We start from the raw sequence: 24538 nt of genomic DNA, 5'->3' as shown, positions 1-24538 counted from the left end.
ATATATTATATTTACTACCTTTTTTATAATTATAACATTTGCCAAAATGCTTTGAGTAATGGCTCTATCAATCGTGTTTTTTGGATACAAAGACCGAGTTCAAAAGGTGTGATTGGTGTATTTAATTGCAAAATAGAGATTTGACTATTTACTGGGCTATTTTTGATCACAACATCAGGTAACATTGCGACGCCACAACCTAGGGCAACCATTGGCATAATAGCTTCATGTCCAGCGACAGTAGCATAAATTTTAGGATGTTTAATTTTTTGTTGTTTAAACCATTGATCAATACGCTGACGGGCAGGTCCTTCGACAGGTAAAATAAAAGGGACTTTTTGCCAGTCAATCGGTGTTTTTTGTAACGATTGTGTCGCAGGACAGTTGATGCGAGGTGCAATGAGTGAAAGGTTAATATCATCAATGTGATGAAATGCTACACTACTTGGTAGATTTTTAGGTCGTCCTGCTAGTGCAAGATCGACTTGCTGCGTTTGTATGTGCTGTAAAGCCGCTGCGGGATCGCCCGTGGTGAGCTGGATTTCCACTTTTGGATAAAGTGTGCGAAAACGCTCTAATATTGCTGGCAAATGACTATAAGCAGCAGTTACAGAGCAGAAAATTCGTAGTTCTCCACTGAGTATTTGATCTGAACTATCACTTAGCTGTTGTTTTATTTGTCGCCATCCAGCCCAACTTTGTTGTGCGAAAGGAATAAATTTTTCTCCTGCTTCAGTGACTACCACTTGTCTATTATCACGTAAAAATAAACGCTGTCCTAGTTCTTCTTCCATTCGTTGAATTTGACGCGATAATGTAGAAGGTGACATATGGTTCTGCGTCGCTGTTTTAGCAAAGTTTTTTGTTTCACAAAGGTGTAGAAACAGTTTGAGATCTGTAAAGTTCAAGGTGCTAAGTATCCAATATCTCGTATTACTAGATTTTATATTGCATTAATTGCAACATAAAATGCAATAAATATCAATTTACGCAATGATAAAAATCACTATAATCAAAACAAAGCACAAATCATATGCAAACACAAACTCATACAAACACACATCAAATTTAAGGACATAATAATGGCTAACTATTTCAATACACTAAATTTACGCCAACAATTAGACCAATTAGGTCGTTGTCGTTTTATGGATCGCAATGAATTTGCAAATGAAGCAGAGTATTTAAAAGGCAAAAAAATTGTGATCGTTGGTTGTGGTGCACAAGGGCTTAATCAAGGCTTGAATATGCGTGATTCTGGTTTGGATATTAGCTATGCACTTCGCCCAGAAGCGATTGCAGAAAAACGTGCATCGTTCCAACGTGCCACCGAAAATGGTTTTAAAGTGGGCACGTATCAAGAGCTCATTCCAACGGCAGATCTTGTGGTGAACTTAACGCCAGACAAACAACACTCAAAAGTAGTGGCAGATGTAATGCCATTGATGAAACAAGGTGCTGCACTTGGTTATTCGCACGGTTTGAATATTGTGGAAGTAGGCGAGCAAATCCGTAAGGATATTACTGTTGTGATGGTGGCGCCGAAATGCCCGGGTACAGAAGTGCGTGAAGAATATAAACGTGGCTTTGGTGTGCCAACATTGATCGCGGTTCATCCTGAAAACGATCCAAATGGTGATGGTTTAGAAATTGCAAAAGCTTGGGCTGCGGCAACAGGTGGTCATCGTGCAGGGGTGCTTGAGTCTTCATTTGTTGCAGAAGTAAAATCTGACTTAATGGGCGAGCAAACCATTCTTTGTGGTATGTTGCAAGCGGGTTCTATCGTTTGTTACGACAAATTAGTGGCAGACGGTAAAGATCCCGCTTATGCTGGTAAACTGATCCAATACGGTTGGGAAACTATCACTGAAGCGTTAAAACACGGTGGTATCACTTTAATGATGGATCGTTTATCTAACTCTGCAAAATTGCGTGCATTTGAACTTTCAGAACAAATTAAAGAGAAAATGACCGCACTTTTTGAGAAACATATGGACGACATTCTTAGTGGTGAGTTTTCATCAACAATGATGACGGATTGGGCAAATGGCGATGCGAATCTTTTAAAATGGCGTGAAGAAACCGGTAAAACAGCTTTTGAAAATGCACCAAAATATGAAGGAAAAATCAGTGAGCAAGAATATTTTGATCATGGTGTGTTAATGGTTGCTATCGTGAAAGCGGGTGTTGAATTGGCTTTCGATACAATGGTAGCGAGTGGTATTTATGAAGAGTCTGCTTATTATGAGTCATTGCACGAACTTCCATTAATTGCAAATACTATTGCGCGTAAACGCTTATATGAAATGAATGTGGTAATTTCTGATACTGCTGAATATGGTAACTATTTATTTGCAAATGTAGCAGCGCCAATTCTTGCGAAAGAGATCGTGCCAACCTTACAAAAAGGTGATTTAGGTGAACCCACCCCGACAGTTGAAATTGATAATATCATCTTGCGTAATGTGAATGATGCGATTCGTAATCATCCGATCGAGCTTGTAGGTCAGGAGCTACGCGGTTATATGACCGATATGAAACGAATTTCTTCAAATTAATTATTTTATTCTTAGACAAAGCCAACCCGAAAGGTTGGCTTTTTATTGTTCTTTAAAAAGGAGAATTAATCCGCAATAAATTTATATTTTAAAACTTCATTCAAATTATTTTTCTGAAGATTTAACTTCATCCCATAATAAATCCATCTCGATGAGTGAGGATTGTTTAAATGTTTTATTTTGGTCTTTGAGTTTTTTTTCGACAGCACGGAAACGTTGTTCGAATTTATTATTTGCTTTGCGTAAACTTTCTTCAGGTTGGCATTTTAAATGACGACAAAGATTGACCGCCGCAAATAATAAATCGCCTAATTCTTCTTCGATTTTTTGTTGATTTTTATTTGCTTTGTTTAATTCTTGTTTTACTTCTTGTAATTCTTCTTCGACTTTATCGATAACAGGTGGAAGTTCAGTCCAATCAAACCCCACTTTTGAGCAACGTTTTTGTAACTTTTCAGCTCGCATTAATGCTGGAAAAGCGTATGGAATATTATCTAAAATGGACGATTCTCCTTTTTCTACGCTTTCTTGGGCCTTAATAGCATTCCAATTTTGGAGCGCCTCTTGTTCATTATTTGCAGTGATATCGCCAAATACATGGGGATGGCGACGAATGATTTTTTCGGCCACATCATTGACAACATCATTAAAGGTAAATATTCGTTCCTCTGAGGCTAGCTGACTGAAGAACACTACCTGTAATAGAAGATCGCCTAATTCTTCGCGTAGATTTGCCATATTTTTTTGCTGAATTGCTTCAACAACTTCATAGCTTTCTTCCAATAAGCAGGGGATCATAGTGTCGTAATTTTGTTTAAGATCCCATGGACATCCTCCATTTGGATCACGTAGCTTTGCAATGAGCTGTATAAAATCTTGGATCGTATGTGCCATTTTTTATTTCCATAATGTGAAAATATTTTGATTAATCATAGCATAATCTTTTTTCTAGCGGATACGTACGATGTAATCTTAGAAAAGTTTTTTAAAACGTGATCTAAGGCATATTTTTTTTTATGGAGCAGTGATATGATATCCATGAAATATGTTCAACCCTGAGGCAGATGAGGAGTTTATTATGTATAAACACGTATTAGTTGCAGTGGATCTTTCAGATGAAAGCGCATTTTTGTTGGAAAAAGCAGCTGGAGTCGCAAGACGTAATGAGGCGAAGTTATCCATTATTCATGTTGATGTTAACTTTTCTGACCTTTACACAGGATTGATTGACGTAAATATGGCATCAATGCAGGATAGAATCTCTACTGAAACCCAGCACTCTCTGGTACAATTAGCCGAGAAAGCAAGTTATCCTGTTTCGGAAAAGCTTAGCGGAAGCGGTGATTTAGGGCAAGTATTAGCAGATGCTATTGAAAAATATGATATTGACTTACTTGTTACTGGACATCACCAAGACTTCTGGAGTAAATTAATGTCCTCAACTCGACAAGTAATGAATAATATTACGGTAGATATGCTAGTTGTTCCGCTTCGCGATGAATAATTATGCAAGTTTGAAAAGTTTGAAAACGAGCCGCACTTCGAAAAGATAAACGGAGTGCGGTTTATTTTTTTGCATAAAAGTGTAAAAAATTGTATATCTTAATGCAAAAATGTTTTCTATAAATTTTAAAATATGACAAAATAAACCAGACTAACTTTTAATCGTATTATTGATTTGATTATTTGAAATAATATAAAAAAGCAGGCTTATATATAAATGAAAACAACAGCAGAAATTAGACAATCTTTCCTTGATTTTTTCCATACAAAAGGACATCAGATTGTTGAAAGTAGTTCTCTCGTTCCTGAAAATGATCCAACATTACTGTTTACTAATGCGGGAATGAATCAATTTAAAGATGTTTTTCTTGGAATGGATAAACGTCCTTATTCACGTGCAACGACAGCACAGCGTTGTGTACGTGCAGGCGGAAAACATAATGACCTTGAAAATGTTGGCTATACAGCTCGTCATCACACATTTTTTGAAATGCTGGGTAATTTTAGCTTTGGTGATTATTTCAAAAAAGATGCTATTCATTTTGGTTGGGAATATTTAACTTCTCCTCGCTGGTTGGGCTTACCAAAAGAAAAATTATGGGTCACTGTATATGAGACCGATGATGAAGCTTATAATATTTGGAATAAAGAGGTTGGCGTACCTGCAGAGCGTATTGTTCGTATCGGTGATAATAAAGGAGCGCCTTATGCTTCAGATAATTTCTGGCAAATGGGTGATACAGGACCGTGTGGACCTTGTACTGAAATCTTTTATGATCACGGTGAGCATATTTGGGGCGGACCACCAGGATCTCCTGAAGAAGATGGTGATCGCTATATCGAGATCTGGAATATTGTATTTATGCAGTTTAACCGTCAAGCAGACGGTACCATGGAACCATTGCCGAAACCATCGGTAGATACTGGAATGGGCTTAGAGCGTATTAGTGCTGTGTTACAACACGTTAACTCAAACTATGAAATTGATATTTTCCAAAAATTAATTGCGAAAGTCGCAGAGTTAACAGGTGAAAAAGATTTAACTAATAAATCACTACGTGTAGTTGCGGACCATATTCGTTCTTGTGCATATTTAATCGCAGATGGCGTGATTCCATCGAATGAAGGACGTGGTTATGTCTTACGTCGTATTATTCGTCGTGCGGTACGACATGGTAACTTATTAGGTGCCAAAGAAGCCTTCTTCTATAAATTAGTGCCAACTTTGATTGAAGCAATGGCATCCGCAGGCATCCAAGTAAAAGAAAAACAAGCTAATGTAGAGAAATTATTACGTTTAGAAGAGGAGCAATTTGCTCGTACTTTAGAACGTGGTTTGACCTTATTAGATGAAGCCTTAAATCAAGTAAAAGATAATGAACTTTCTGGCAAAGTTGCATTCAAACTATATGATACTTATGGATTTCCATTTGATTTAACTGCTGATGTTTGTCGTGAGCGAAATATTACGATTGATGAAGCAGGTTTTGAACGTGAAATGGAAGCGCAGCGTTTACGTGCGCAATCAGCAAGCCAGTTTGGAATGGATTATAATAACGTTATCCGTATGGATGGTGTAACGGTATTCGAAGGCTATACAGAATCAGAGACTCTCGCAAAAGTGACCGCACTTTTCTGTGAGGGTAAACCAGTTGAACGTGTTGAGGCTGGGCAAAGTGCGGTAATTATTTTAGATAACACACCATTTTATGCGGAATCGGGTGGCCAAATTGGTGATGCAGGTCGTTTAGACGGTCAGGATTTTGCCTTTGAGGTTGAAGATACGCAGAAATATGGTCGAGTTTTTGGACATATTGGGAAAGTCACCATTGGTAGTTTAGCTATTGGTCAATTAGTGAATGCTGTAGTAGACGTTGAACGTCGTCATCGTACGTCGTTAAACCATTCTGCAACACATTTACTTCACGCTGCTTTACGTCAAGTATTAGGCACTCATGTTGTTCAGAAAGGTTCTCTAGTTTCTGATGTTGCGTTACGCTTTGATTTTGCGCATCCAGAAGCAATTACAAAAGAGCAGTTGATTGAAATTGAGCGTGTTGTGAACCAACAAATTCGTGCAAACCATGTTATCCAAACTGAAATTATGGATTTAGAGGCTGCGAAAGCGAAAGGTGCAATGGCATTGTTTGGTGAGAAATATGCAGATCAAGTGCGTGTGCTTACAATGGGCGATTTTTCTATTGAGCTTTGTGGTGGTATCCATGCAAAACGCACAGGAGATATCGGTTTATGTAAGGTAATTGCAGAAACAGCAATTGCTGCAGGAGTACGTCGTATTGAAGCTATTACTGGTGAAAATGCGATTACTTGGTTACAAGAACAACAAGCGTTGTTAGCCCAAAGTGCAGAATTGTTGAAATCGGATGTGAATTCTATTGTTGATAAAATCAATCAACAGCAAGAAAAATTGAAGAAAACCGAAAAAGAGTTACTTTCGTTAAAGGAGAAAGTGGCCGTACAAGCTGGTTCTGATTTAGCGAAGAACGCAATTAACATTAATGGCGTATCTGTCATCATTCAACAGCTTAATGGTGTGGATTCGAAATCGTTACGTGTAATGGTGGATGACTTAAAAAATCAACTTGGTTCTGCGGTAATTGCTTTTGCTTCGGTAATTGAAGGTAAAGTGAATTTAATCGTAGGGGTCTCCAATGATCTAACTGCCAAAGTGAAAGCTGGTGAGTTAGTCAATGTCTTGGCTCAAGAGGTTGGGGGCAAAGGTGGAGGTCGTCCAGATATGGCTATGGCTGGTGGTACACAGGTAGAAAAAGTGAGTCAAGCATTGTTGGTTGGCTCTGAATGGTTAAAAGCCAATCTTTAATTTTGCTTTTAACATCACTCGTTGTTTTGTATTACAGCGGATGGTAAACAGGTTTCGATAGGGAATTCGCTAGAAAATAAGGACATTATTCTAAACTTAAAAAAGGTGAGGAGTTCACATGCTAATCTTAACCCGTAAAGTTGGCGAAAGCTTACTCATCGGCGATGATATTTCTATCACGATTCTGAATATACGTGGCAATCAAGTAAAAATTGGGATCAAAGCACCGAAAGATGTATCAGTTCATAGAGAGGAGATCTACCAGCGCATTAAACAAGCGATGGATGAGCAGAAACAATCTGACTGAGCTTTATCATAGTAAAACGGAGTAGTTATGAGTAAATTGACTTGCTTTAAAGCTTATAATATCCGTGGTCGTTTAGGTGAAGAGCTAAATGTTGATATTGTATATCGTATAGGTCGTGCATTTGGACAATTCTTAAAACCAAAAACTATCATTGTCGGTGGAGATGTTCGCCTAACAAGTAAAGAATTAAAAAGTGCAGTAACAAATGGATTACTTGATTCAGGTGTTAATGTTATTGATTTAGGTGAAACAGGTACTGAAGAGGTTTATTTTGCGACATCATTTTTGAAAGCAGATGGTGGCGTTGAAGTAACCGCAAGCCATAATCCTATGGATTACAATGGATTAAAGTTAGTTCGCAAAGGGTCGCGCCCGATTAGTGCGGACACAGGCTTGTCTGATATTCAATGCTTGGCAGAGGAAAATAACTTTGCTCCAGTGACTCAACGTGGTCAATATAAACAGTTATCTGTATTAGGTGATTATGTTGAGCATTTGTTATCTTATATTAATTTAGATAACTTAAAGCCCATGAAACTCGTTATCAACTCAGGTAACGGTGCTGCAGGACACGTTATTGATGCAATTGAGGCTCAATTTAAAGCAAGACGTGTGCCAGTAGAATTTATTAAGATTCATAATAATCCAGATGGGACTTTTCCAAATGGTATTCCGAATCCGATTCTTCCTGAAAATCGTCAAGATACTATTAATGCTGTGCTTGAGCATAAAGCGGATATGGGGATCGCATTTGACGGTGATTTTGACCGCTGTTTTTTATTTGACGATAAAGGCGGATTTATTGAGGGATACTATATTGTGGGTCTGCTGGGTCAAGCATTCTTACAGAAAAATGAGGGTGCGAAGATTATTTATGATCCACGTCTAATTTGGAATACAATTAAGTTAGTGGAAGACAATGGCGGTGTAGCAGTGATGTCTAAATCAGGTCACTCATTTATTAAAGAAAAAATGCGTGAGGTTGATGCGATTTATGGCGGTGAGATGAGCGCCCACCATTATTTCCGTGACTTCTTCTATTGTGATAGTGGAATGATCCCTTGGTTATTAGTGATGGAATTAGTTTGTACAACAGGTAAATCGTTAGGTGAGCTTGTTGGCAATAGTATCGATACCTATCCATCGCCAGGGGAAATTAACAGTAAACTAGCCGATGCAGAATCTGCTATTGCTCGTGTTCGAGCTGCTTATGAAGCTGATGCGATTAGTGTTGATGATATTGATGGTATCAGTATTGAATATCCAGAATGGCGATTCAATTTACGTAGCTCAAATACTGAGCCTGTTGTGCGTTTGAATTTAGAAACGCGTGGGGATAAACAGTTAATGGTAGAGAAAACCGACGAAATTTTATCGTTATTACGTCAGTAATTTCGAGGGAAGAAGGCCGCACTTAGACTTTGCGTTGAGTGCGGTCATTTACTATCAAAAAGAGGTGAACTTAATGAAAGCAATCATTCCAGTAGCAGGCTTGGGGACACGTATGTTGCCTGCAACAAAAGCGATTCCAAAAGAAATGCTCACACTTGTAGATAAACCATTGATTCAATATGTTGTTAATGAATGTGTTGCAGCAGGTATTAAAGAAATTGTATTGGTTACACATTCTTCAAAAAATGCGATTGAAAACCATTTTGATACTTCTTTTGAATTGGAAACAATGCTAGAAAAACGTGTTAAGCGTCAGCTACTCGATGAAGTTCGTTCTATTTGCCCAAAAAATGTGACAATTATGCACGTCAGACAGGGTAATGCCAAAGGATTGGGGCATGCTGTTTTATGTGGACGCCCACTAGTGGGGAATGAGCCCTTTGCGGTAATTTTACCCGATGTGCTATTAGCAGATTTTTCTGCAAACCAGAGTACAGATAATCTTTCTGCAATGGTTAAGCGTTTTAAAGAAACACAAGTCAGCCAAATTATGGTTGCGCCAGTACCGAAAAAAGAAATTAGTAGCTACGGTGTTGTTGATTGTGGTGGAGTGGAAATCTCTGGTGGTGAAAGTGCAAGAATCAATAATATTGTAGAAAAGCCTAGTGTAGATAAAGCACCATCAAATTTAGCAGTAGTTGGCCGTTATGTTTTCTCAGCAGCGATTTGGGATTTACTTGAAAGAACGCCAATAGGCGTGGGGGATGAAATTCAATTAACCGATGCAATTGATATGTTAATTGAGAAAGAAGCGGTAGAAGCATTCCATATGACTGGTAAATCATTCGATTGTGGTGATAAAATTGGCTATATGCAAGCTTTTGTGGAATATGGCTTGAACCATCCTCAACTTTCGGAGGCATTTAAGTCCTATTTAAAACAGATTGTTAAATCGCTATAAATGATATTCTTAGGCACCTCAAAAGGTGCCTTTATTTTTTGTCCTGATTATATTCTAAATTTGTGATATAGATATCTAGCAATCTCCACGGCTAGATTGTTATTTGTGAGATTTTTCATTAAAATACTACACTATTATTAGGCAATTATAGGATGATAAAAATGGCAGATTGGGATGGTAAATATATTAGCCCCTATGCAGAGCATGGGAAAAAAAGTGAGCAAGTAAAGAAAATTACAGTCTCCATTCCGATTAAAGTGTTAGAGATTCTGACTAATGAGCGCACTCGTCGCCAAATTCGTAATTTACGCCACGCTACGAATAGTGAGTTACTTTGTGAAGCTTTTCTTCATGCCTTCACAGGTCAGCCATTGCCTACTGATGAAGATTTATTAAAAGAGCGCCATGATGAGATTCCAGAAGAGGCGAAAAATGTCATGCGTGAGCTTGGTATTGATCCTGATAGTTGGGAATACTAAATATGAGCATAGAAAGTGCGGTCAACATTTTGAAAATTCTGACCGCACTTTCTATTGTAATAATTATGCTTTATCGCCGATTAATACAGACTCTAATGCAATTTCGATCATTTCGTTGAAGGTTAATTGGCGTTCTTCTGCTGTAGTTTGTTCGTGAGTACGAATGTGGTCAGATACAGTGCAAATAGTTAATGCTTTCGCCCCAAATTCTGCTGCGACTCCATAGATGCCAGCTGCTTCCATTTCTACACCTAAAATGCCATATTTTTCCATTACATCGAACATTTCAACATCTGGTGTATAGAATAGGTCTGCAGAGAAGAGGTTGCCTACGCGTACATTTACGCCTTTCTCTTTTGCCGCTTGTACTGCAGCCATTGTCATATCGAAGTCTGCGATAGCAGCAAAGTCATTGTCTTTGAAACGTATGCGGTTTACTTTAGAGTCAGTACATGCGCCTATACCTATCACTACATCACGTAATTTCACGTCCATACGTACTGCACCACAAGAACCTACACGAATAATTTTCTTTACACCATATTCGGTAATTAACTCTTTCGTATAGATTGAGCAAGATGGGATACCCATACCATGTCCCATTACTGAAATTTTACGACCTTTATAAGTCCCCGTGTAACCTAACATATTACGAACATTGGTGACTTCTTTCACATCTTCTAAGAAAGTTTCGGCAATGTATTTTGCACGTAGTGGATCGCCAGGCATTAAAACAACATCTGCAAATGCGCCTGCTGGAGCGTTAATATGTGGAGTCATAATTTTTCCTCTTAGTTAAGTTGATGATAGCGATTTTATTGCTTATCGGGTGAAACTAAAGTCCTACTTTAGCTTATATTCATAAAGTCTCGACTTTGTTTATATCCATTAAGATCATGAGAAGCGACTTTAATTTTGTTGTGGGGAGGTTGTGATCGTATGCAAACGTTTTCGCGCCTCCAAGATGACAACACCACGAACAATGTCGTGGTGTTGATTAAAAAATTCTGCTAAATGATACCGCACTTTTTAGCTTAATGCGACACCACCTAAACCAATAAATAAACCTGCAATTGTTGCGCTCATTAAGTTAGCTAATGAACCAGCGATCACTGCTTTGATACCTAAGCGAGCAATATCACCACGACGGTTTGGTGCTAATGCACCTAAACCACCTATTAAGATTGCGATTGAGCTGAAGTTAGCAAAGCCACAAAGAGCGAAAGTAATGATAGCTTGTGTTTTATCCGTTAATTGGATCATATTTGTATCAGCAGCAGCTGCTTTTAAGTATGCTGTGAAGTCTAAATAACCAACGAATTCGTTCACCGCTAATTTAGTACCGATCATACGACCTGCGATTTCAGCTTGATTCCAATCTACACCGATAACCCAAGCAAGAGGTTTGAAGATCCAACCTAAAATTAAGCCAAGTGATAATTCCGGCATATTAAACCAGCCACCGATACCACCAAGGATACCGTTGATTAACGCGATTAATGCAACGAAAGCAATTAACATTGCACCTACGTTAAGTGCTAAGTTCATACCTGCTGATGCTCCACCAGCAGCTGCATCAAGAATATTTGCTGGTTTTTCTAAATCTACTTTTTCTAAATCATCATTGAATTTTTCAGTTTGTGGATAAAGAATTTTCGCAAATAATAAACCAGCTGGCGCAGCCATAAATGAAGCCGCGATTAGATAAGGAAGAGGAACGCCCATACCTGCGTAGCCAGCCATTACAGAACCTGCGATTGAAGCTAAACCACCGCACATAATTGCAAATAATTCAGACTCAGTCATTTTACTGATGTACGGTTTTACAACTAATGGTGCTTCAGTTTGACCAACGAAAATATTTGCTGCAGCAGACATAGACTCTGATCTTGAAGTCCCTAATAATGTTTGTAAACCACCACCGATGATTTTGATAATCCATTGCATAATACCAATGTAGTATAGAACAGAGATTAATGCGGAGAAGAATACGATGATTGGTAATACGCGTAAAGCGAAGACGAAACCGCCACCGCCAAAGACTTCAAACATTTTGTCACTGACTAAGCCACCGAATAAGAAACCGATACCTTCGTTACCGTAAGCAATCACTTTACTGATACCATCAGAAAGCCAAAGTAATGCATCTCGACCAACTGGTACATATAAAATTAATGCGCCAATTGCAATTTGAATACCTAATGCACCAAATATTGTGCGTAAATTTATGGCTTTGCGATTATTAGAAAGCAAGAACGCAATGGCTAATAATACAACAATACCGAGAATACTGATTAATGTACCCATGGTGTAAAGTCCTTTACTTAAATTAAATGAAGAAATGATTGATGATTTTACTTGTTTTCCCAATAAAAATCTTGTTTTATTCACTCCAAAATTATTAAAAGGTTGTAGATTTTCATCAAAGTGTGATGTGCTTCTCAATTTAGGTGATTGCATAAGATATAACAGAATGTTATTGGGATAGGAAAAATTTTAAATTATTATTAAGTGCGGTTAATTTTTTCACAGTTTATTATGCAAAAACGAAATCACGTATTACCGATAACTTCTTGGGCTGCTAGCAGTTTTTGGGCGTTAGAGGTCAAGTCGCTTGCTGTTCTAGTTTGTTCACTTGCCGTGCTAGGCATTGGTGAAGGGATGATTTTATTATCTAATTTAGGTTCTGCCCCTTGGACAGTTTTATCACAAGGTGTGGCTTTACAAATGAATGTCAGTGTTGGTTGGGCATCTTTTATTATTAGCTGTATCGTGATGCTGTTTTGGCTACCACTCAAATTGCGCCTAGGCTTAGGCACGGTACTCAATATTATTGTTATTGCTTTTTTTCTTGGTTTAACTGTGGAACTGATGCCAAAACCGACCGCACTTTCAGTGAGCTATATTTACCTTGTTATTGGCATTTTACTTTTTGGTGTAGGATCTGCCTTTTATTTGACCTGCCACCAAGGTGCGGGCCCAAGAGATGGGTTAATGGTGGGGTTTTGCCAACGTTTTCAGTTAAAAGTTGGTATTGTTCGCACTATTATGGAAGTGACGGTTTGCTCACTAGGCTTCTTTTTAGGCGGTACGGTTGGCGTGGGTACTGTCCTTTTCGCAATTGGTATAGGTTGGGTTGTACAAATGACGTTAGCACTCCTAATCAAGTTGCCACATACGTCCTACAAACGGAATCACTTGCATTAACACTTTGGGTATTTCAATTAAGTTTAAGTCCATTTGACGAGATTTATCGGTAGTTTGTGGCGAAAATGATAAATGCTTCCTAGGGGCATTAATTGGTTGCCAGCGCAATGGAGTCGCCGAACGACGGCTCGGATAAAAACCAATTGTAGGAACATTCAATGCGGCACTTAAATGCAACGGCCCTGTTGAACCCGCAATAAATAAATCTGCACAAGCTAATGAATGAGCAAAATCCACAAGCCCATCATTTTTATCATAAACCACCACATTTGCATTGTTGACGAGCTGTGCTAATGTTTGTGCTTTTTCACCTTCATTTGGACCAGCAGTGAGCACCATGTTGCAATCAAAATGAGTCAGTAATCCCGAAATTAATTCAGCATATTGCTCAAGGGATAAGTTGGTTGCAGAACCACCTGAACCACTGTGCACAAAGATCCACTTTTTCTTTAAAGACAAACCAAGAAGGCGACTTAATTTTTCACGTTGATTTTGCACCACACTTTCCTCAAAAGTTAAGTAAGGTGGGCTTGGCTCAACAATTGGACAATGATTTTTTCGCAAAAAGGCACGGGCAAGATCCAAGTTGTATTCAAATTCCGGTTTTAAGGATTTTGAACGACGTTGTGTGATTCGATGGTTATATAAAAATTGAATCAGCTTCGTTGCTGGCGCTAAACGAAACGGAATTTTCGCTTTCCATACTAACAACGCATTGTATTTATCTGAGAAAAAGTTAATTGACGCATCAAACTTAGCCGCTTTAATAGCTTTTAGTGTTGCCAGTTGTGCTGATTTATCCGCATTTTTGCCTGCATCAATAATCACATCATCTATATAAGGGCAAAGGCGAGCTAAATCCTCCGTATATTTCGGCACAAGTGCGGTCAGTTTTAGCGCAGGATTGGATTGCTTTAACATAGCAAATGCTGGCCACGACAACATAAAATCGCCTAATTTATCGTTACGAATAACTAACAGTTTCTGCATTTTTTATTCTCAAATAATGTGTAAATTTGAGCATATTCTACTCTTTTTCCTCACAAAATTTAATTGAAAAATCTACCGCACGTTGTCGTTGTAAATTAGGGCGGAATTTTGGCGAGAATTTGGGTTATTCCTTGATTTTTTCTTAAAAAAGAGTATGATCCACAGGCTTTTTGTCTATATATACAGAGAAAAAAGTAAGTTTAACTCTCAAGATAACTTCGATAATTGAGAGTTTTCTTTTTGTAATCAAATGTTTAGAGGAAGGTTATGGTAACCATTCGTTTATCTCGTGGCGGAGCTAAAAAACGCCCATTCTATCAAATCGTTGTTGCTGACAGCCGTTCACCACGTGATGGTCGCTTCATCGAACGCGTTGGCTTTTTCAACCCATTAGCAACTGGTAATGCTGAGCGTTTACGCTTAGATTTAGACCGTGTTAATGCATGGTTAGAAAAAGGTGCATCTTTATCTGATCGTGTTGAAAGCTTAGTTAAAGAAGCGAAAAAAGCAGCTTAATTGCTTTTATAGAGAGATAGGTGATGAATATGGAATCGCAAAGAATTGAAGTAGTTGGCAAATTAGGTTCAACTTATGGTATTCGTGGTTGGTTACGTATTTATTCATCAACAGAATATGCTGAAAGCATTTTTGATTACCAACCTTGGTTTTTAAAAATTAAAGGTCAATGGCAACCAACAGAATTAGAAAGCTGGCGTTATCACAATAACGATTTAATCGTTAAATTAAAAGGTGTCGACGACAGAGAAGCTGCGCAAACACTAGCTAATATTGAAATTGGTGTGGATTTAGCAGTTTTCCCAGAGTTAGAAGAAGGGGACTACTACTGGCACGATTTGATCGGTTGTAATGTAGTAAACCTTGAAGGTTACTCAATGGGCTCAGTCACTGAAATGATGGAAACTGGTTCTAATGATGTATTAGTTGTGCGCGCAAATGCCAAAGATGCTTTCGGAAAACAAGAACGGTTAATTCCGTTTTTGTATGAACAAGTAGTTAAAAGAGTGGATCTCAACACGAAGACTATTATCGTTGATTGGGACGCTGGTTTCTAACCTCAGGTATGCAAGTTAGCTTGAGTTGTAGCATTTTGATGTAAGGATACTTTATGCTTATTGGGATTATTAGTCTATTCCCCGAAATGTTTCAAGCGATTACCGAATTTGGGGTTACAGGTAGAGCTGTAAAACAGAATCTCTTACAAGTGCAGTGTTGGAATCCGCGTGATTTCACACATGATAAGCACAAAACAGTAGATGATCGCCCTTATGGAGGTGGTCCGGGGATGTTGATGATGGTGCAACCTTTGAGGGATGCTATTCACGCAGCCAAAGCTGAAGTAGGAGAAGGCGCGAAGGTTATTTATCTTTCGCCACAGGGACGAAAACTCGATCAAGCCGGAGTAAAAGAGTTAGCAGAAAATCAGAAATTGATTTTACTCTGTGGTCGTTATGAAGGCATTGATGAGCGATTGATCGAAACGGAAGTTGATGAAGAATGGTCAATCGGTGATTATGTGCTCACAGGGGGCGAATTACCTGCAATGACATTAATTGATGCTGTTGCAAGATTTATCCCAGGTGTACTTGGTAAACAAGCCTCAGCAGAAGAAGATTCTTTTGCTGATGGATTATTAGATTGCCCACATTATACTCGTCCTGAAGTCTTAGATGGTTTATCTGTACCACCTGTGCTGATGTCTGGTAATCACAAAGAAATTCGTAAATGGCGATTGAAAAAATCCCTTGAGCGAACGTGGTTAAGACGCCCTGAGCTATTAGAAAGCCTAGCTCTGACTGACGAACAAAGTAAACTGTTGAAGCAGATTAAGGCTGAACACAGTTAATATCAGTTCAATCTAGGATTAAAAGGTTAATTATTATGAGTAACATCATTAAACAACTTGAACAAGAACAATTAAAACAAAATCTACCAAGCTTCCGCCCTGGTGATACTTTGGAAGTTAAAGTATGGGTAGTTGAAGGTAGCAAACGTCGTTTACAAGCATTCGAAGGCGTGGTTATTGCAATTCGTAACCGTGGCTTGCATTCTGCATTTACACTACGTAAAGTTTCTAACGGTGTAGGCGTTGAGCGTGTATTCCAAACTCACTCACCAATCATTGACAGCATCACTGTTAAACGTAAAGGTGCGGTGCGTAAAGCTAAACTTTACTACTTACGTGAGCGTTCAGGTAAATCTGCACGTATTAAAGAACGTTTGGGTGAATAATTTCACTGTGAAAGGCTTGGGGTTCCAAGCCTTTTTCTTTTCTTTATTTTTCGTCATCAAGTGCGGTTAAATTTCTAAAAGTTTTCATTCCAGCACAATACATTTCTTTTGATTTTATAGATTAAAGGTTGATTCAATTCAGTATGCGGGCTATGCTTGAAATAGCATCTTTTCTATACATAAAAGTATCACAATTCCTGTGTACTTCTCTTCATCTATAAGGAGTCATATTATGAATATCGATCTACCTCAATTAGTTGCTTGGCGTCGTGAGTTTCATCGTTTCCCAGAAATTGGCTGGACAGAATTTTGGACAACAAGCCGTATTGCAGATTATTTAGAAGAAATGGGGTTTGAGTTATTTTTTGGCCCAGATATTATTCATCCTGATTTTGTGCGTGGGCGCTCACAAGGGGCTGTTGATGCGGGGTTGAAAAATGCAATTGCTTATGGCGCAAAACAAAAATGGTTAGACAAAATGGCTGGCTACACAGGCTGTGTTGCGGTATTTGATTCAGGTAAGCCGGGCAAAACAGTGGCATTACGTTTTGATATTGACTGCGTGAATGTGACAGAAACAGATCATGCGGAGCATATTCCAAATCATTTTGGTTTCCGTTCTTTAAATGATGGCTTTATGCACGCTTGCGGTCATGATGGACATATTACGATTGGCTTAGGCACTGCACTTTGGATTGCACAAAATAAAGATAAATTAACAGGTAAAGTCAAGCTGGTTTTCCAACCCGCAGAAGAAGGTGTGAGAGGTGCAGCAGCCATTGCAGCAAGCGGTATTATTGACGATGCTGATTATTTCTTGAGTTCACATATTAGTTTTTGTGCTGACTCTGGCACAGTGATTGCGAACCCGAAAAACTTTCTTTCTACTACAAAAATTGATATTCGTTATCAAGGTAAACCAGCACATGCAGGTGCGGCTCCTCATTTAGGTAAAAACGCCTTGCTTGCAGCAGCGCACACAGTAACTCAATTGCACGGCATTGCACGCCACGGTGATGGGATGACTAGAATTAATGTGGGCGTGCTAAAAGCTGGCGAGGGGCGTAATGTTATTCCTTCTACCGCAACTATTCAGTTAGAAGTGCGGGGTGAAAATAAAGCGATTAATCAATATATGGTTGATCAAGTGATGCAAATTGCTCAAGGTGTGGCGATCAGCTTTGATGTGAGTTATGAAACTGAAATTATGGGCGAAGCCGTTGATATGGTTAATGATCAACAACTGATTGATTTAGTAAGCAAAATTGCAGGAAAACAACCTGAAGTACGCAACGTTGAACCAAACTATGCTTTTAATGCTAGCGAAGATGCGACTATTTTAGGGCGCCGAGTGCAAGAGCACGGAGGTCAAGCGATTTACTTTATTTTAGGTGCAGATCGGACAGCAGGTCACCATCAAGCTGAATTTGATTTTGATGAAAAACAATTGCTGACAGGCGTAAATATTTATACACAACTCTTAGCAGAGTTATTAGCTTAATCTTTGTAAAGACGGTTGTTTTGACGGAAGAAAGCAATCGTCTTTAGCTGTATTTCAGATTAAAATATGCTTTTATTTTCTCAGGGCAGAGACAGCAATATGAATATTGTTTTATCAGCGGACGTACAATTTTCAGAGCAAGTTAAAACACTTATTAAATCCGTTTCTTATCATAATAAAAACGTGCATTTTTATTTATTGAATAAAGATTATCCCTCCGAATGGTTTCAAATTCTCAATCAATACCTTGCCTATTTTGGTTCAAATATTATTGATGCCAAAGTTGATTCAGAGGTCATTTCCACATTCCCTACATTAGATCATATTTCTGAAGCGAGTTATTTCCGCTATTTATTAGGGCAATTACCACTCGATCGTGTGCTATATTTGGATTGTGATGTGGTGGTGACAGGATCTTTAACTGAAATATATTACACCGATTTTGGTGATAATATGATGTATGCTGTCGAAGATGCTTTTTTAAATATAGCACCACATAGCTATAAAGAGTTTCCTGATATGAAACCCTATTTTAACTCAGGAATGTTGCTAATTGATTTGAACAAATGGCGAGATCAAAATATTGAAAATCAGCTGATGGACCTAACTAAGCAAGCTGTGAATTTATATTATGGCGATCAAGATGCTATGAATATTATTTTGAAAGGCAAATGGCAAGCATTAGACAAAATTTATAATTATCAAACGGGAAGTCTAATTGCATTTATTCAACACAAAATGCCAGAAGCACTTGAGAAATATAAAGATTTACAAGGACAACAACCTAAAGTCATTCACTATATTACAAGATACAAACCTTGGTTATTGCCTGAATATGACTTGCCGTTTCGTGATCAATATTGGGCTTATTACCAATTAGAATGGCAGGATATTATCCGTAAGTGGACGAATGAAGAAAACTAATCGATAAAAAGTGCGGTACAAAATTTTAAAATTTTGACCGCATTTTATTTTTTATGTTACCTAAATTTTGTGTTTTTTCTAAGCATTGTACATTTATAACCTAGCATTTTACTACTAAATTAGTAGGGATGAATACTAATCTTGATTACTAGAGGATTGGCATAGCAACAGTCTTTTTAATTATGGACGAACCAGATTCAAACCTCTATTTTGGTAATCAAGTGAGAGAAAAAATTGTACAGTTAAAACAACTCGGTTTGTCAATTTTATTTCATCAATATAAAACAATTACTAATGGCGAACCGAAACAAACGCTGACTGTGAAAAATCTTGCCATCATTTATCAATTAGATGAACAATTATTGCGTAAAAATTTAAGGACAATCTATGAATAAGACAGAAACGCTTTGGGACGTGAATTTCGCCGAATTGTATCGAAATCATTACCAGCTTGCCTCAAGAGAGCCAAAAACGGCACAAGATTGGGATCGCAAAGCAGAGAAAATGCAACAGTCCGAATACGATTTACATAATGAATATGTAAGAGCCTTTGTGAGCCGAATGGATTTAAGTAACGCTGATACTTTATTAGATGTGGGCTGCGGGGGTGGTGCGATTGTTCTTTCAGTTGCATCACAATTAAGACAGGTATATGGGCTAGATTATAGTGAAGGAATGTTGTCCGTTTTACAACAGCGTGCGCAAAATTTAGGGCTGGATAACGTGCAGTCGATACGTAAATCTTGGGAAGAGAATTGGGACGATGTGCCAGAATGTGATATCTGTGTGTCATCACGTTCTTCAATGGTGGCTGATTTAGATAAAGCGTTGGATAAGCTGAATGCCAAAGCAAGAAAAGCAGTTTATATGACGATGATTGTCGAAAAAGACTTTATCGCACGCGACATTTTGCAATATATTGGCAGAGATTCGGTGGGATTCCCGAATTATATGTATGCGCTGAATTTGTTACATCAAAAAGGCTATTACGCTTCTGTGGATTTTATTACTGCTGAATGCAGTTTGATTCAGCCTGAAAAAATTGATGAGCAAAGTTTTATCCAATCAGTGCAGTGGTCGATTGGCGAGTTAACCGAACAAGAAATGGCAAAACTCAAAGAATATTATCACAAACACCCAAACCTCACTTCCTCACGTGGTGACTTTAAAACTTGGGCGTTTGTGAGTTGGAAAAAATAGAAAAACAGACCGCACTTTAGGTAATAAAAAAGCAGATCAAATGATCTGCTTTTTGTTTTAAGAGATTAAATTAGTTTTTTGCTTTTGCAGCTGCTTTTACGATCACGGCAAATGCTGGTGCTTTTAATGATGCGCCACCAACTAATGCACCGTCGATGTCTGGTTGAGTGAATAACTCAGCCGCATTTGCATCATTAACAGAACCACCGTATTGAATGATAACTTGATCTGCAACTGCTTGATCTTTCTTCGCAATGTGGCTACGGATAAAGGCGTGAACTGCTTGTGCTTGTGCTGGAGTTGCTGATTTGCCTGTACCGATTGCCCAAATTGGTTCGTATGCGATTACTGCACCGTTAAATGCTTCTGCGCCTAATGTATTCAACACTGCATCAATTTGACGTGCACAAACTTCTTCAGTTTTGCCAGCTTCGTTTTCAGCTTCGCTTTCACCGATACATAATACAGGCACTAAACCTGCTTGTTTTAATGCAGCGAATTTTTTCGCAATAAATTCATCGCTTTCTTTGTGGTAAGTACGACGCTCAGAGTGACCGATAATAATATATTTCGCACCAAAATCTTTTAACATTTCAGTTGAAATATCACCAGTGAATGCGCCTTGTACGTTTACATCGACGTTTTGTGAACCTAGTGCAATTACACTACCAGCTAATGCCGCTTCGGCTTCTGCTAAATACATGACAGGTGGTGCAATTGCTGCATCACAACCTTCAACACCAGCTAATTCTGTTTTTAAGCCTTCGATTAATTCTTTCGTGAATGCTTTGCTACCGTTTAATTTCCAGTTACCCATAACTAAAGGACGACGTGCCATAATTTTTCTCCGTATTGAATTAATAAAAAATAACCGCATTACTATACCAAATTTTTGATCACCTTCTGTTGATTTTAGGCAAATTTGAAAAAAAATTTTAGAAAAGATGATTATTTCGTTTTAAAAAGATACAATCTACTGTATAGATTTGATAAAAAATATGCGATTTGGACGAAGATGAAAATTTTTAAAGCCGAACAATGGAACTTAGATATTCTGTTACCGCTCTTTGAGCATTATCGTCTTGCTTCTGGAATGTCGGAAAATCCCGACCGTACTTTAGCTTTTCTTACTAATCGAATCCGCTTTAGTGAAAGTATATTTTTTATTGCCCTTGATGATAATCAACAACCTCTTGGTTTTATTCAGCTCTATCCGCGTCTTTCGTCCTTACAATTACAGCGCTATTGGCAGTTAACAGATATTTTTGTCCTACCTAATTCTAATTATGCGGATATCTACACCGCACTTGTAGCAAAAGCGAAAGAGTTTGTACGTTACACACAATCTACACGTTTGGTTGTGGAACAAGGGCAACAGCAACAGGCTATTCTCGAAGCTGAAGGATTTAAAATCAATCCAAAGAAAACGATTTTTGAGCTGAATCTATAACGCTTTTAACTTGTTCATTTGCTAAAAGAGAAAATTTGTATCCTTCGCAGCAGTACCTTATTTGTTTCAGTTTCTGATTTCAATAATATGCAATATTGGGCAAGGATGATGAGCTGCGATTATTGTTAAAAAATTATTGGTGTGGTTTTATTAAGCTCGTTTTTGAGCAACATTTGTGAGCCATACTATTCAACAAGAAGATAACAACGCAGAAACTATCCGATTTGTTTACTCAGATCAGAAGAGGCAACATTCAGGGCTATATTTATTAACCTCAAATAGAAAATCAATTCTTACTATATGTTAAGAAGCCAGATACAATTTCGGGGATTATTTTGGGATTTGGAACTAAAATCTGTTTGTGTCGATTGAGCTCGCCTTTTTCTAAGACAATGCTACTTTTAGGCACTTTAAATGTTTTACTTAAAAATTTGAGTAAGTGAGCATTAGCTTGCCCATCAATTGGTGGTGCAGTGATTGTGATTTTGAGCTCGTCATCGTGCAAGCCAACAATTTGATCTTTGCTAGCTTTCGGTTGCAGAAAGATCCGCAACCGCAAGTTTTCACCTTGTTTTTCTATTGCTGCCATAAACTCGTAAGAAATTAACCGCACTTAATAGCTTGCTAACGCCCAATAAATGCCGAAGAGGTCATTTAACACACTGTTTAAGAAGAAAAGTGCAAAGGCTAATACCATTGGGGAAAAATCCAACATTCCTGTATTTGGTAGAATGCGTTGAATTGGGCGAAGTAATGGGTATGTTAATTGGGCTAACACAAATTGCATTGGGTTTTCACCACGATTGAACCAGCTCATTACTGCCCCAATTAATAATACATAGAAAACTGCCTTCCCAAAGGTACGCACAAGAGTAAGTGTGCCAATAAAAAGATAATCTAGCCATTCAGCATTAGCGATAAATAAATTACCGACTAAATGAGCGAGTGGGAATTTAATGCTGAATAAGACAAACGCCAACACTAATGCTGATAAATTGATATTTTTAATGGTGGGAATCATCGCACTCAATGGATTTAATATAGGCTGTGTGATTTTCACCAAGCTTTGTGAAATTGGGTTGTAAAAATCTACACGGCTAAATTGGAACCATGCTCGTAATACTAAAATTAGCCCATAAATATCAATGAGCATAAATACTAATAATTGTAATGAATTCATTGTTTTTCCTTAAATTATAACCAACCTTTGCGTTTGAAATACCAATATGGTGCAAAAGCAGCTAGTGCCATCAATCCAAGCGCCATTGGATAACCAAATTTAAGACCTAATTCTGGCATAATCTCAAAGTTCATACCATAGTTAGATGCAACTAATGTTGGAGGGAGGAAAATTACTGAGACAACTGAGAAGATTTTGATAATTCGGTTTTGCTCAATACTAATAAAACCCATTGCTGCTTGCATTAGGAAGTTGACACGTTGGAAGAGTGATTCGTTGTGCGGTTGTAGCGACTCAATATCACGTAAGATTTCGCGAGCCTGCTCTAACTGATTTGCGGGTAAGCGCGTTTTACGTACTAAGAAACTTAACGCTCGTTGGGTATCCATTAAGCATAGACGTACTTTTGAACTAGTGTCTTCTTGTTCTGTGAGGGTAGCAAGCGCTTCGTCAAAGGCTTCTCCTTGTTTACCGTCTAAAATTACGCGACTTAATTTTTCTAAATCAGAGTACACCGTTTCGATAACATCTGCTAATTGCTCAATTTTGGTTTCGAACAAATCGAGTAACACTTCATAAGCGTTACATTCCACGAGACGTTGCGCACGTGAGCGCATACGATACAGACGGAATGCAGGTAATTCACGATCACGTAAGGTAAATAGACGACCATCACGTACAGTGAATGCCACACTGGCAAGGTCGGCGTAATCCTCTTCGTCTTCACAATAAAAGAATGAGTGAAGGTGTAAGCCGTCTTCATCTTCGAAGAAACGTGCAGATGCCTCAATATCTTCTAATTCAAGGAATGTAGCAAGGCTTTGCCCTAAACCTTCTTGTAAAATTTCACGCTCTTCGCTAGTCGGTTCGAGTAAATCAAGCCAAATTGCGGCGTTGAGCTGTGTATTTTCAGCCTCATCAATACGAACTAGGCGAGCGTCTTCAAGTGCAAAAGCATTAATCATTTTGTCATACTCCTTTGCTGGATTATGAACAACGCAATGAACAAAAGAAATCAAACGAAATCTTTATCTAGAGAGAATTCTATGTAAGTGTAGTTAATTTTCATTCGTTTGATTAGGGTTATTGAGATTTCAATGACCTGAAAAAGATGCCGAATAAAGCGGTGTTAGATAAGATTTATCAGCGAACTCTCGCCGATATTAAAAGAATGGCGAAAGTTACAGTAAAAACTCAATTCGGTATCGACTGTGACTGTCCAAAGTGTGTGTCCTCATATTACTAAATCGTGGCGAATGTTACGCTTGAAAGCTTGATTCGTCAAGGTTTTATGATATGGAATAAGCAATTATTCATACAGAAAAACAAAAAGGCGAACAACTCTGTTCGCCTAATAGAGTAATTAATTGAGATGACTAGGCATCTTTTGCAGGATATTCCCACCAAATGTCAAATAATTGACTGATTTCAATTTGTTGTAAGCCGTTTTTCTCTAACCACTCTTTTACTAAAGTGCGGTGGTTTTCATCACATTTTCCAACAGCTTCTAAACAAACTAGACCTTCCCAATGTAAGTAACCACTACCTTCGTAAGCTAAGCCATTTGGTTGGATCACTTCACGAATAAAACGATCAACTACTTCATCAATTTGCTCAATGGCAGTGCCGTCAGCAAATTGCCAGTTCACTAAAAAACCTAATTCTTGGAACTCTGCAAGGTGCATTTTTTTACGTTGTCTTTTGTTACGTTTAATCGCCATTCTCGATTCTCCTCTCTGTTGGCTGATAAAATTCTGTCGGTAAATTATGCCACGACTTAGTCTGAAAGTGCGG

General features: G+C 38.2%; 27 protein-coding genes. 17 read left to right on the top strand and 10 right to left on the bottom strand.

Annotated features, from left to right (window positions below; genetic code table 11):
• Positions 1 to 29: 29 nt before the first annotated feature.
• On the bottom strand, positions 30 to 908 hold the full coding sequence (ilvY, locus tag CKV78_RS07830; protein ID WP_032855409.1) for an HTH-type transcriptional activator IlvY: 879 nt from the start codon (positions 906 to 908) through the stop codon (positions 30 to 32).
• Between the two features lie 174 nt (positions 909 to 1082).
• Between ilvY and ilvC the strand changes: the two genes are divergently transcribed.
• Entirely contained in the window at positions 1083 to 2558 is a 1476-nt protein-coding gene (gene ilvC, locus CKV78_RS07825; RefSeq protein WP_005763635.1) for a ketol-acid reductoisomerase, read from the top strand.
• 105 nt (positions 2559 to 2663) lie between these two features.
• Here ilvC and mazG read toward each other — a convergent pair whose 3' ends face one another.
• Positions 2664 to 3452, bottom strand: coding sequence for a nucleoside triphosphate pyrophosphohydrolase (mazG, locus tag CKV78_RS07820; protein ID WP_005763633.1), 789 nt, complete (start codon positions 3450 to 3452; stop codon positions 2664 to 2666).
• Between the two features lie 184 nt (positions 3453 to 3636).
• Here mazG and uspA point away from each other — a divergent pair, with 184 nt between their 5' ends.
• The 6 genes from uspA (at position 3637) to metJ (ending at position 10042) form a co-directional block, all read left to right on the top strand.
• Entirely contained in the window at positions 3637 to 4062 is a 426-nt protein-coding gene (gene uspA, locus CKV78_RS07815) for a universal stress protein UspA (RefSeq protein ID WP_032855407.1), read from the top strand.
• 216 nt (positions 4063 to 4278) lie between these two features.
• Entirely contained in the window at positions 4279 to 6903 is a 2625-nt protein-coding gene (alaS, locus tag CKV78_RS07810; RefSeq protein WP_005763629.1) for an alanine--tRNA ligase, read from the top strand.
• A 118-nt stretch (positions 6904 to 7021) separates the two neighbouring features.
• On the top strand, positions 7022 to 7210 hold the full coding sequence (gene csrA, locus CKV78_RS07805) for a carbon storage regulator CsrA (protein ID WP_005763628.1): 189 nt from the start codon (positions 7022 to 7024) through the stop codon (positions 7208 to 7210).
• A 27-nt stretch (positions 7211 to 7237) separates the two neighbouring features.
• Positions 7238 to 8602 carry a phosphohexomutase domain-containing protein gene (locus CKV78_RS07800; protein WP_005763626.1) on the top strand — a complete coding sequence of 455 codons (1365 nt, stop codon included), beginning with the start codon at positions 7238 to 7240 and terminating at the stop codon, positions 8600 to 8602.
• A gap of 73 nt (positions 8603 to 8675) precedes the next feature.
• A complete protein-coding gene (galU, locus tag CKV78_RS07795; RefSeq protein WP_005763624.1) occupies positions 8676 to 9563 on the top strand; it encodes a UTP--glucose-1-phosphate uridylyltransferase GalU in 888 nt (295 codons plus the stop codon).
• Positions 9564 to 9724: 161 nt separating this feature from the next.
• A complete protein-coding gene (metJ, locus tag CKV78_RS07790; RefSeq protein WP_032855405.1) occupies positions 9725 to 10042 on the top strand; it encodes a met regulon transcriptional regulator MetJ in 318 nt (105 codons plus the stop codon).
• A 63-nt stretch (positions 10043 to 10105) separates the two neighbouring features.
• Here metJ and deoD read toward each other — a convergent pair whose 3' ends face one another.
• Positions 10106 to 10822: a purine-nucleoside phosphorylase gene (gene deoD / locus CKV78_RS07785; protein WP_005763619.1), complete on the bottom strand. Its 717-nt coding sequence runs from the start codon at positions 10820 to 10822 to the stop codon at positions 10106 to 10108.
• A gap of 249 nt (positions 10823 to 11071) precedes the next feature.
• Complete coding sequence (locus tag CKV78_RS07780; protein ID WP_032855403.1) at positions 11072 to 12349, bottom strand: NupC/NupG family nucleoside CNT transporter; 1278 nt, start codon at positions 12347 to 12349, stop codon at positions 11072 to 11074.
• 231 nt (positions 12350 to 12580) lie between these two features.
• Here CKV78_RS07780 and yczE point away from each other — a divergent pair, with 231 nt between their 5' ends.
• Entirely contained in the window at positions 12581 to 13249 is a 669-nt protein-coding gene (yczE, locus tag CKV78_RS07775; protein WP_032855495.1) for a membrane protein YczE, read from the top strand.
• Here the strand turns inward: yczE and CKV78_RS07770 are convergent.
• Entirely contained in the window at positions 13202 to 14239 is a 1038-nt protein-coding gene (locus tag CKV78_RS07770; RefSeq protein WP_005763612.1) for a glycosyltransferase family 9 protein, read from the bottom strand. The two genes, yczE and CKV78_RS07770, sit on opposite strands and share 48 nt — an antisense overlap.
• A gap of 267 nt (positions 14240 to 14506) precedes the next feature.
• Here CKV78_RS07770 and rpsP point away from each other — a divergent pair, with 267 nt between their 5' ends.
• The 8 genes from rpsP to CKV78_RS07730 all read left to right on the top strand — a co-directional run bounded on the left by rpsP (position 14507) and on the right by CKV78_RS07730 (position 20114).
• Positions 14507 to 14755: a 30S ribosomal protein S16 gene (gene rpsP, locus CKV78_RS07765; protein ID WP_005763610.1), complete on the top strand. Its 249-nt coding sequence runs from the start codon at positions 14507 to 14509 to the stop codon at positions 14753 to 14755.
• Positions 14756 to 14784: 29 nt separating this feature from the next.
• Entirely contained in the window at positions 14785 to 15312 is a 528-nt protein-coding gene (gene rimM / locus CKV78_RS07760; protein WP_032855400.1) for a ribosome maturation factor RimM, read from the top strand.
• Between the two features lie 53 nt (positions 15313 to 15365).
• The gene (gene trmD, locus CKV78_RS07755; RefSeq protein WP_005763606.1) at positions 15366 to 16103 is read left to right on the top strand and encodes a tRNA (guanosine(37)-N1)-methyltransferase TrmD; all 738 of its coding nucleotides are present in this window, start codon (positions 15366 to 15368) and stop codon (positions 16101 to 16103) included.
• A gap of 35 nt (positions 16104 to 16138) precedes the next feature.
• Positions 16139 to 16489 (top strand): 50S ribosomal protein L19, encoded by a 351-nt coding sequence (gene rplS, locus CKV78_RS07750; RefSeq protein ID WP_005763605.1) that lies wholly within the window; start codon positions 16139 to 16141, stop codon positions 16487 to 16489.
• A gap of 232 nt (positions 16490 to 16721) precedes the next feature.
• A complete protein-coding gene (locus tag CKV78_RS07745) occupies positions 16722 to 17990 on the top strand; it encodes a M20 family metallo-hydrolase (RefSeq protein WP_005763603.1) in 1269 nt (422 codons plus the stop codon).
• Between the two features lie 99 nt (positions 17991 to 18089).
• Entirely contained in the window at positions 18090 to 18914 is an 825-nt protein-coding gene (locus CKV78_RS07740; RefSeq protein WP_032855399.1) for a glycosyltransferase family 8 protein, read from the top strand.
• A gap of 182 nt (positions 18915 to 19096) precedes the next feature.
• On the top strand, positions 19097 to 19309 hold the full coding sequence (locus tag CKV78_RS07735; protein ID WP_005763600.1) for a hypothetical protein: 213 nt from the start codon (positions 19097 to 19099) through the stop codon (positions 19307 to 19309).
• The gene (locus CKV78_RS07730) at positions 19302 to 20114 is read left to right on the top strand and encodes a class I SAM-dependent methyltransferase (protein ID WP_005763598.1); all 813 of its coding nucleotides are present in this window, start codon (positions 19302 to 19304) and stop codon (positions 20112 to 20114) included. Before CKV78_RS07735 ends, CKV78_RS07730 begins: the two co-directional genes overlap by 8 nt.
• 70 nt (positions 20115 to 20184) lie before the next feature.
• On the opposite strand, the gene tpiA is transcribed toward CKV78_RS07730, so the two are convergent.
• The gene (tpiA, locus tag CKV78_RS07725) at positions 20185 to 20952 is read right to left on the bottom strand and encodes a triose-phosphate isomerase (RefSeq protein WP_005763596.1); all 768 of its coding nucleotides are present in this window, start codon (positions 20950 to 20952) and stop codon (positions 20185 to 20187) included.
• A gap of 177 nt (positions 20953 to 21129) precedes the next feature.
• On the opposite strand from tpiA, the gene CKV78_RS07720 reads away from it, so the two are divergent.
• Complete coding sequence (locus CKV78_RS07720) at positions 21130 to 21564, top strand: hypothetical protein (protein ID WP_032855397.1); 435 nt, start codon at positions 21130 to 21132, stop codon at positions 21562 to 21564.
• A gap of 286 nt (positions 21565 to 21850) precedes the next feature.
• Here the strand turns inward: CKV78_RS07720 and yggU are convergent, their stop codons facing one another.
• The 4 genes from yggU to CKV78_RS07700 all read right to left on the bottom strand — a co-directional run bounded on the left by yggU (position 21851) and on the right by CKV78_RS07700 (position 24465).
• Positions 21851 to 22153: a DUF167 family protein YggU gene (gene yggU / locus CKV78_RS07715; RefSeq protein ID WP_005763592.1), complete on the bottom strand. Its 303-nt coding sequence runs from the start codon at positions 22151 to 22153 to the stop codon at positions 21851 to 21853.
• 24 nt (positions 22154 to 22177) lie between these two features.
• Positions 22178 to 22744 carry a YggT family protein gene (locus CKV78_RS07710; protein ID WP_005763590.1) on the bottom strand — a complete coding sequence of 189 codons (567 nt, stop codon included), beginning with the start codon at positions 22742 to 22744 and terminating at the stop codon, positions 22178 to 22180.
• Between the two features lie 14 nt (positions 22745 to 22758).
• The gene (corA, locus tag CKV78_RS07705) at positions 22759 to 23709 is read right to left on the bottom strand and encodes a magnesium/cobalt transporter CorA (protein ID WP_005763588.1); all 951 of its coding nucleotides are present in this window, start codon (positions 23707 to 23709) and stop codon (positions 22759 to 22761) included.
• A 411-nt stretch (positions 23710 to 24120) separates the two neighbouring features.
• Entirely contained in the window at positions 24121 to 24465 is a 345-nt protein-coding gene (locus CKV78_RS07700; RefSeq protein ID WP_005763586.1) for a YggL family protein, read from the bottom strand.
• Positions 24466 to 24538 lie beyond the last annotated feature (73 nt).

The organism is Pasteurella dagmatis (assembly GCF_900186835.1).
Taxonomy (GTDB): Bacteria; Pseudomonadota; Gammaproteobacteria; order Enterobacterales; family Pasteurellaceae; genus Pasteurella; species Pasteurella dagmatis.
Note: the sequence above shows the minus strand (reverse complement) of the source record. Positions and strands in the feature narration are given on the sequence as shown.

Coding starts and splice junctions, on each gene's coding strand:
- ilvC (WP_005763635.1), top strand. CDS start 1,083: ATGGCTAACTATTTCAATACACTAAATTTACGCCAACAATTAGACCAA.
- mazG (WP_005763633.1), bottom strand. CDS start 3,452: ATGGCACATACGATCCAAGATTTTATACAGCTCATTGCAAAGCTACGT.
- uspA (WP_032855407.1), top strand. CDS start 3,637: ATGTATAAACACGTATTAGTTGCAGTGGATCTTTCAGATGAAAGCGCA.
- alaS (WP_005763629.1), top strand. CDS start 4,279: ATGAAAACAACAGCAGAAATTAGACAATCTTTCCTTGATTTTTTCCAT.
- csrA (WP_005763628.1), top strand. CDS start 7,022: ATGCTAATCTTAACCCGTAAAGTTGGCGAAAGCTTACTCATCGGCGAT.
- CKV78_RS07800 (WP_005763626.1), top strand. CDS start 7,238: ATGAGTAAATTGACTTGCTTTAAAGCTTATAATATCCGTGGTCGTTTA.
- galU (WP_005763624.1), top strand. CDS start 8,676: ATGAAAGCAATCATTCCAGTAGCAGGCTTGGGGACACGTATGTTGCCT.
- metJ (WP_032855405.1), top strand. CDS start 9,725: ATGGCAGATTGGGATGGTAAATATATTAGCCCCTATGCAGAGCATGGG.
- deoD (WP_005763619.1), bottom strand. CDS start 10,822: ATGACTCCACATATTAACGCTCCAGCAGGCGCATTTGCAGATGTTGTT.
- CKV78_RS07780 (WP_032855403.1), bottom strand. CDS start 12,349: ATGGGTACATTAATCAGTATTCTCGGTATTGTTGTATTATTAGCCATT.
- yczE (WP_032855495.1), top strand. CDS start 12,581: ATGCAAAAACGAAATCACGTATTACCGATAACTTCTTGGGCTGCTAGC.
- CKV78_RS07770 (WP_005763612.1), bottom strand. CDS start 14,239: ATGCAGAAACTGTTAGTTATTCGTAACGATAAATTAGGCGATTTTATG.
- rpsP (WP_005763610.1), top strand. CDS start 14,507: ATGGTAACCATTCGTTTATCTCGTGGCGGAGCTAAAAAACGCCCATTC.
- rimM (WP_032855400.1), top strand. CDS start 14,785: ATGGAATCGCAAAGAATTGAAGTAGTTGGCAAATTAGGTTCAACTTAT.
- trmD (WP_005763606.1), top strand. CDS start 15,366: ATGCTTATTGGGATTATTAGTCTATTCCCCGAAATGTTTCAAGCGATT.
- rplS (WP_005763605.1), top strand. CDS start 16,139: ATGAGTAACATCATTAAACAACTTGAACAAGAACAATTAAAACAAAAT.
- CKV78_RS07745 (WP_005763603.1), top strand. CDS start 16,722: ATGAATATCGATCTACCTCAATTAGTTGCTTGGCGTCGTGAGTTTCAT.
- CKV78_RS07740 (WP_032855399.1), top strand. CDS start 18,090: ATGAATATTGTTTTATCAGCGGACGTACAATTTTCAGAGCAAGTTAAA.
- CKV78_RS07735 (WP_005763600.1), top strand. CDS start 19,097: ATGGACGAACCAGATTCAAACCTCTATTTTGGTAATCAAGTGAGAGAA.
- CKV78_RS07730 (WP_005763598.1), top strand. CDS start 19,302: ATGAATAAGACAGAAACGCTTTGGGACGTGAATTTCGCCGAATTGTAT.
- tpiA (WP_005763596.1), bottom strand. CDS start 20,952: ATGGCACGTCGTCCTTTAGTTATGGGTAACTGGAAATTAAACGGTAGC.
- CKV78_RS07720 (WP_032855397.1), top strand. CDS start 21,130: ATGAAAATTTTTAAAGCCGAACAATGGAACTTAGATATTCTGTTACCG.
- yggU (WP_005763592.1), bottom strand. CDS start 22,153: ATGGCAGCAATAGAAAAACAAGGTGAAAACTTGCGGTTGCGGATCTTT.
- CKV78_RS07710 (WP_005763590.1), bottom strand. CDS start 22,744: ATGAATTCATTACAATTATTAGTATTTATGCTCATTGATATTTATGGG.
- corA (WP_005763588.1), bottom strand. CDS start 23,709: ATGATTAATGCTTTTGCACTTGAAGACGCTCGCCTAGTTCGTATTGAT.
- CKV78_RS07700 (WP_005763586.1), bottom strand. CDS start 24,465: ATGGCGATTAAACGTAACAAAAGACAACGTAAAAAAATGCACCTTGCA.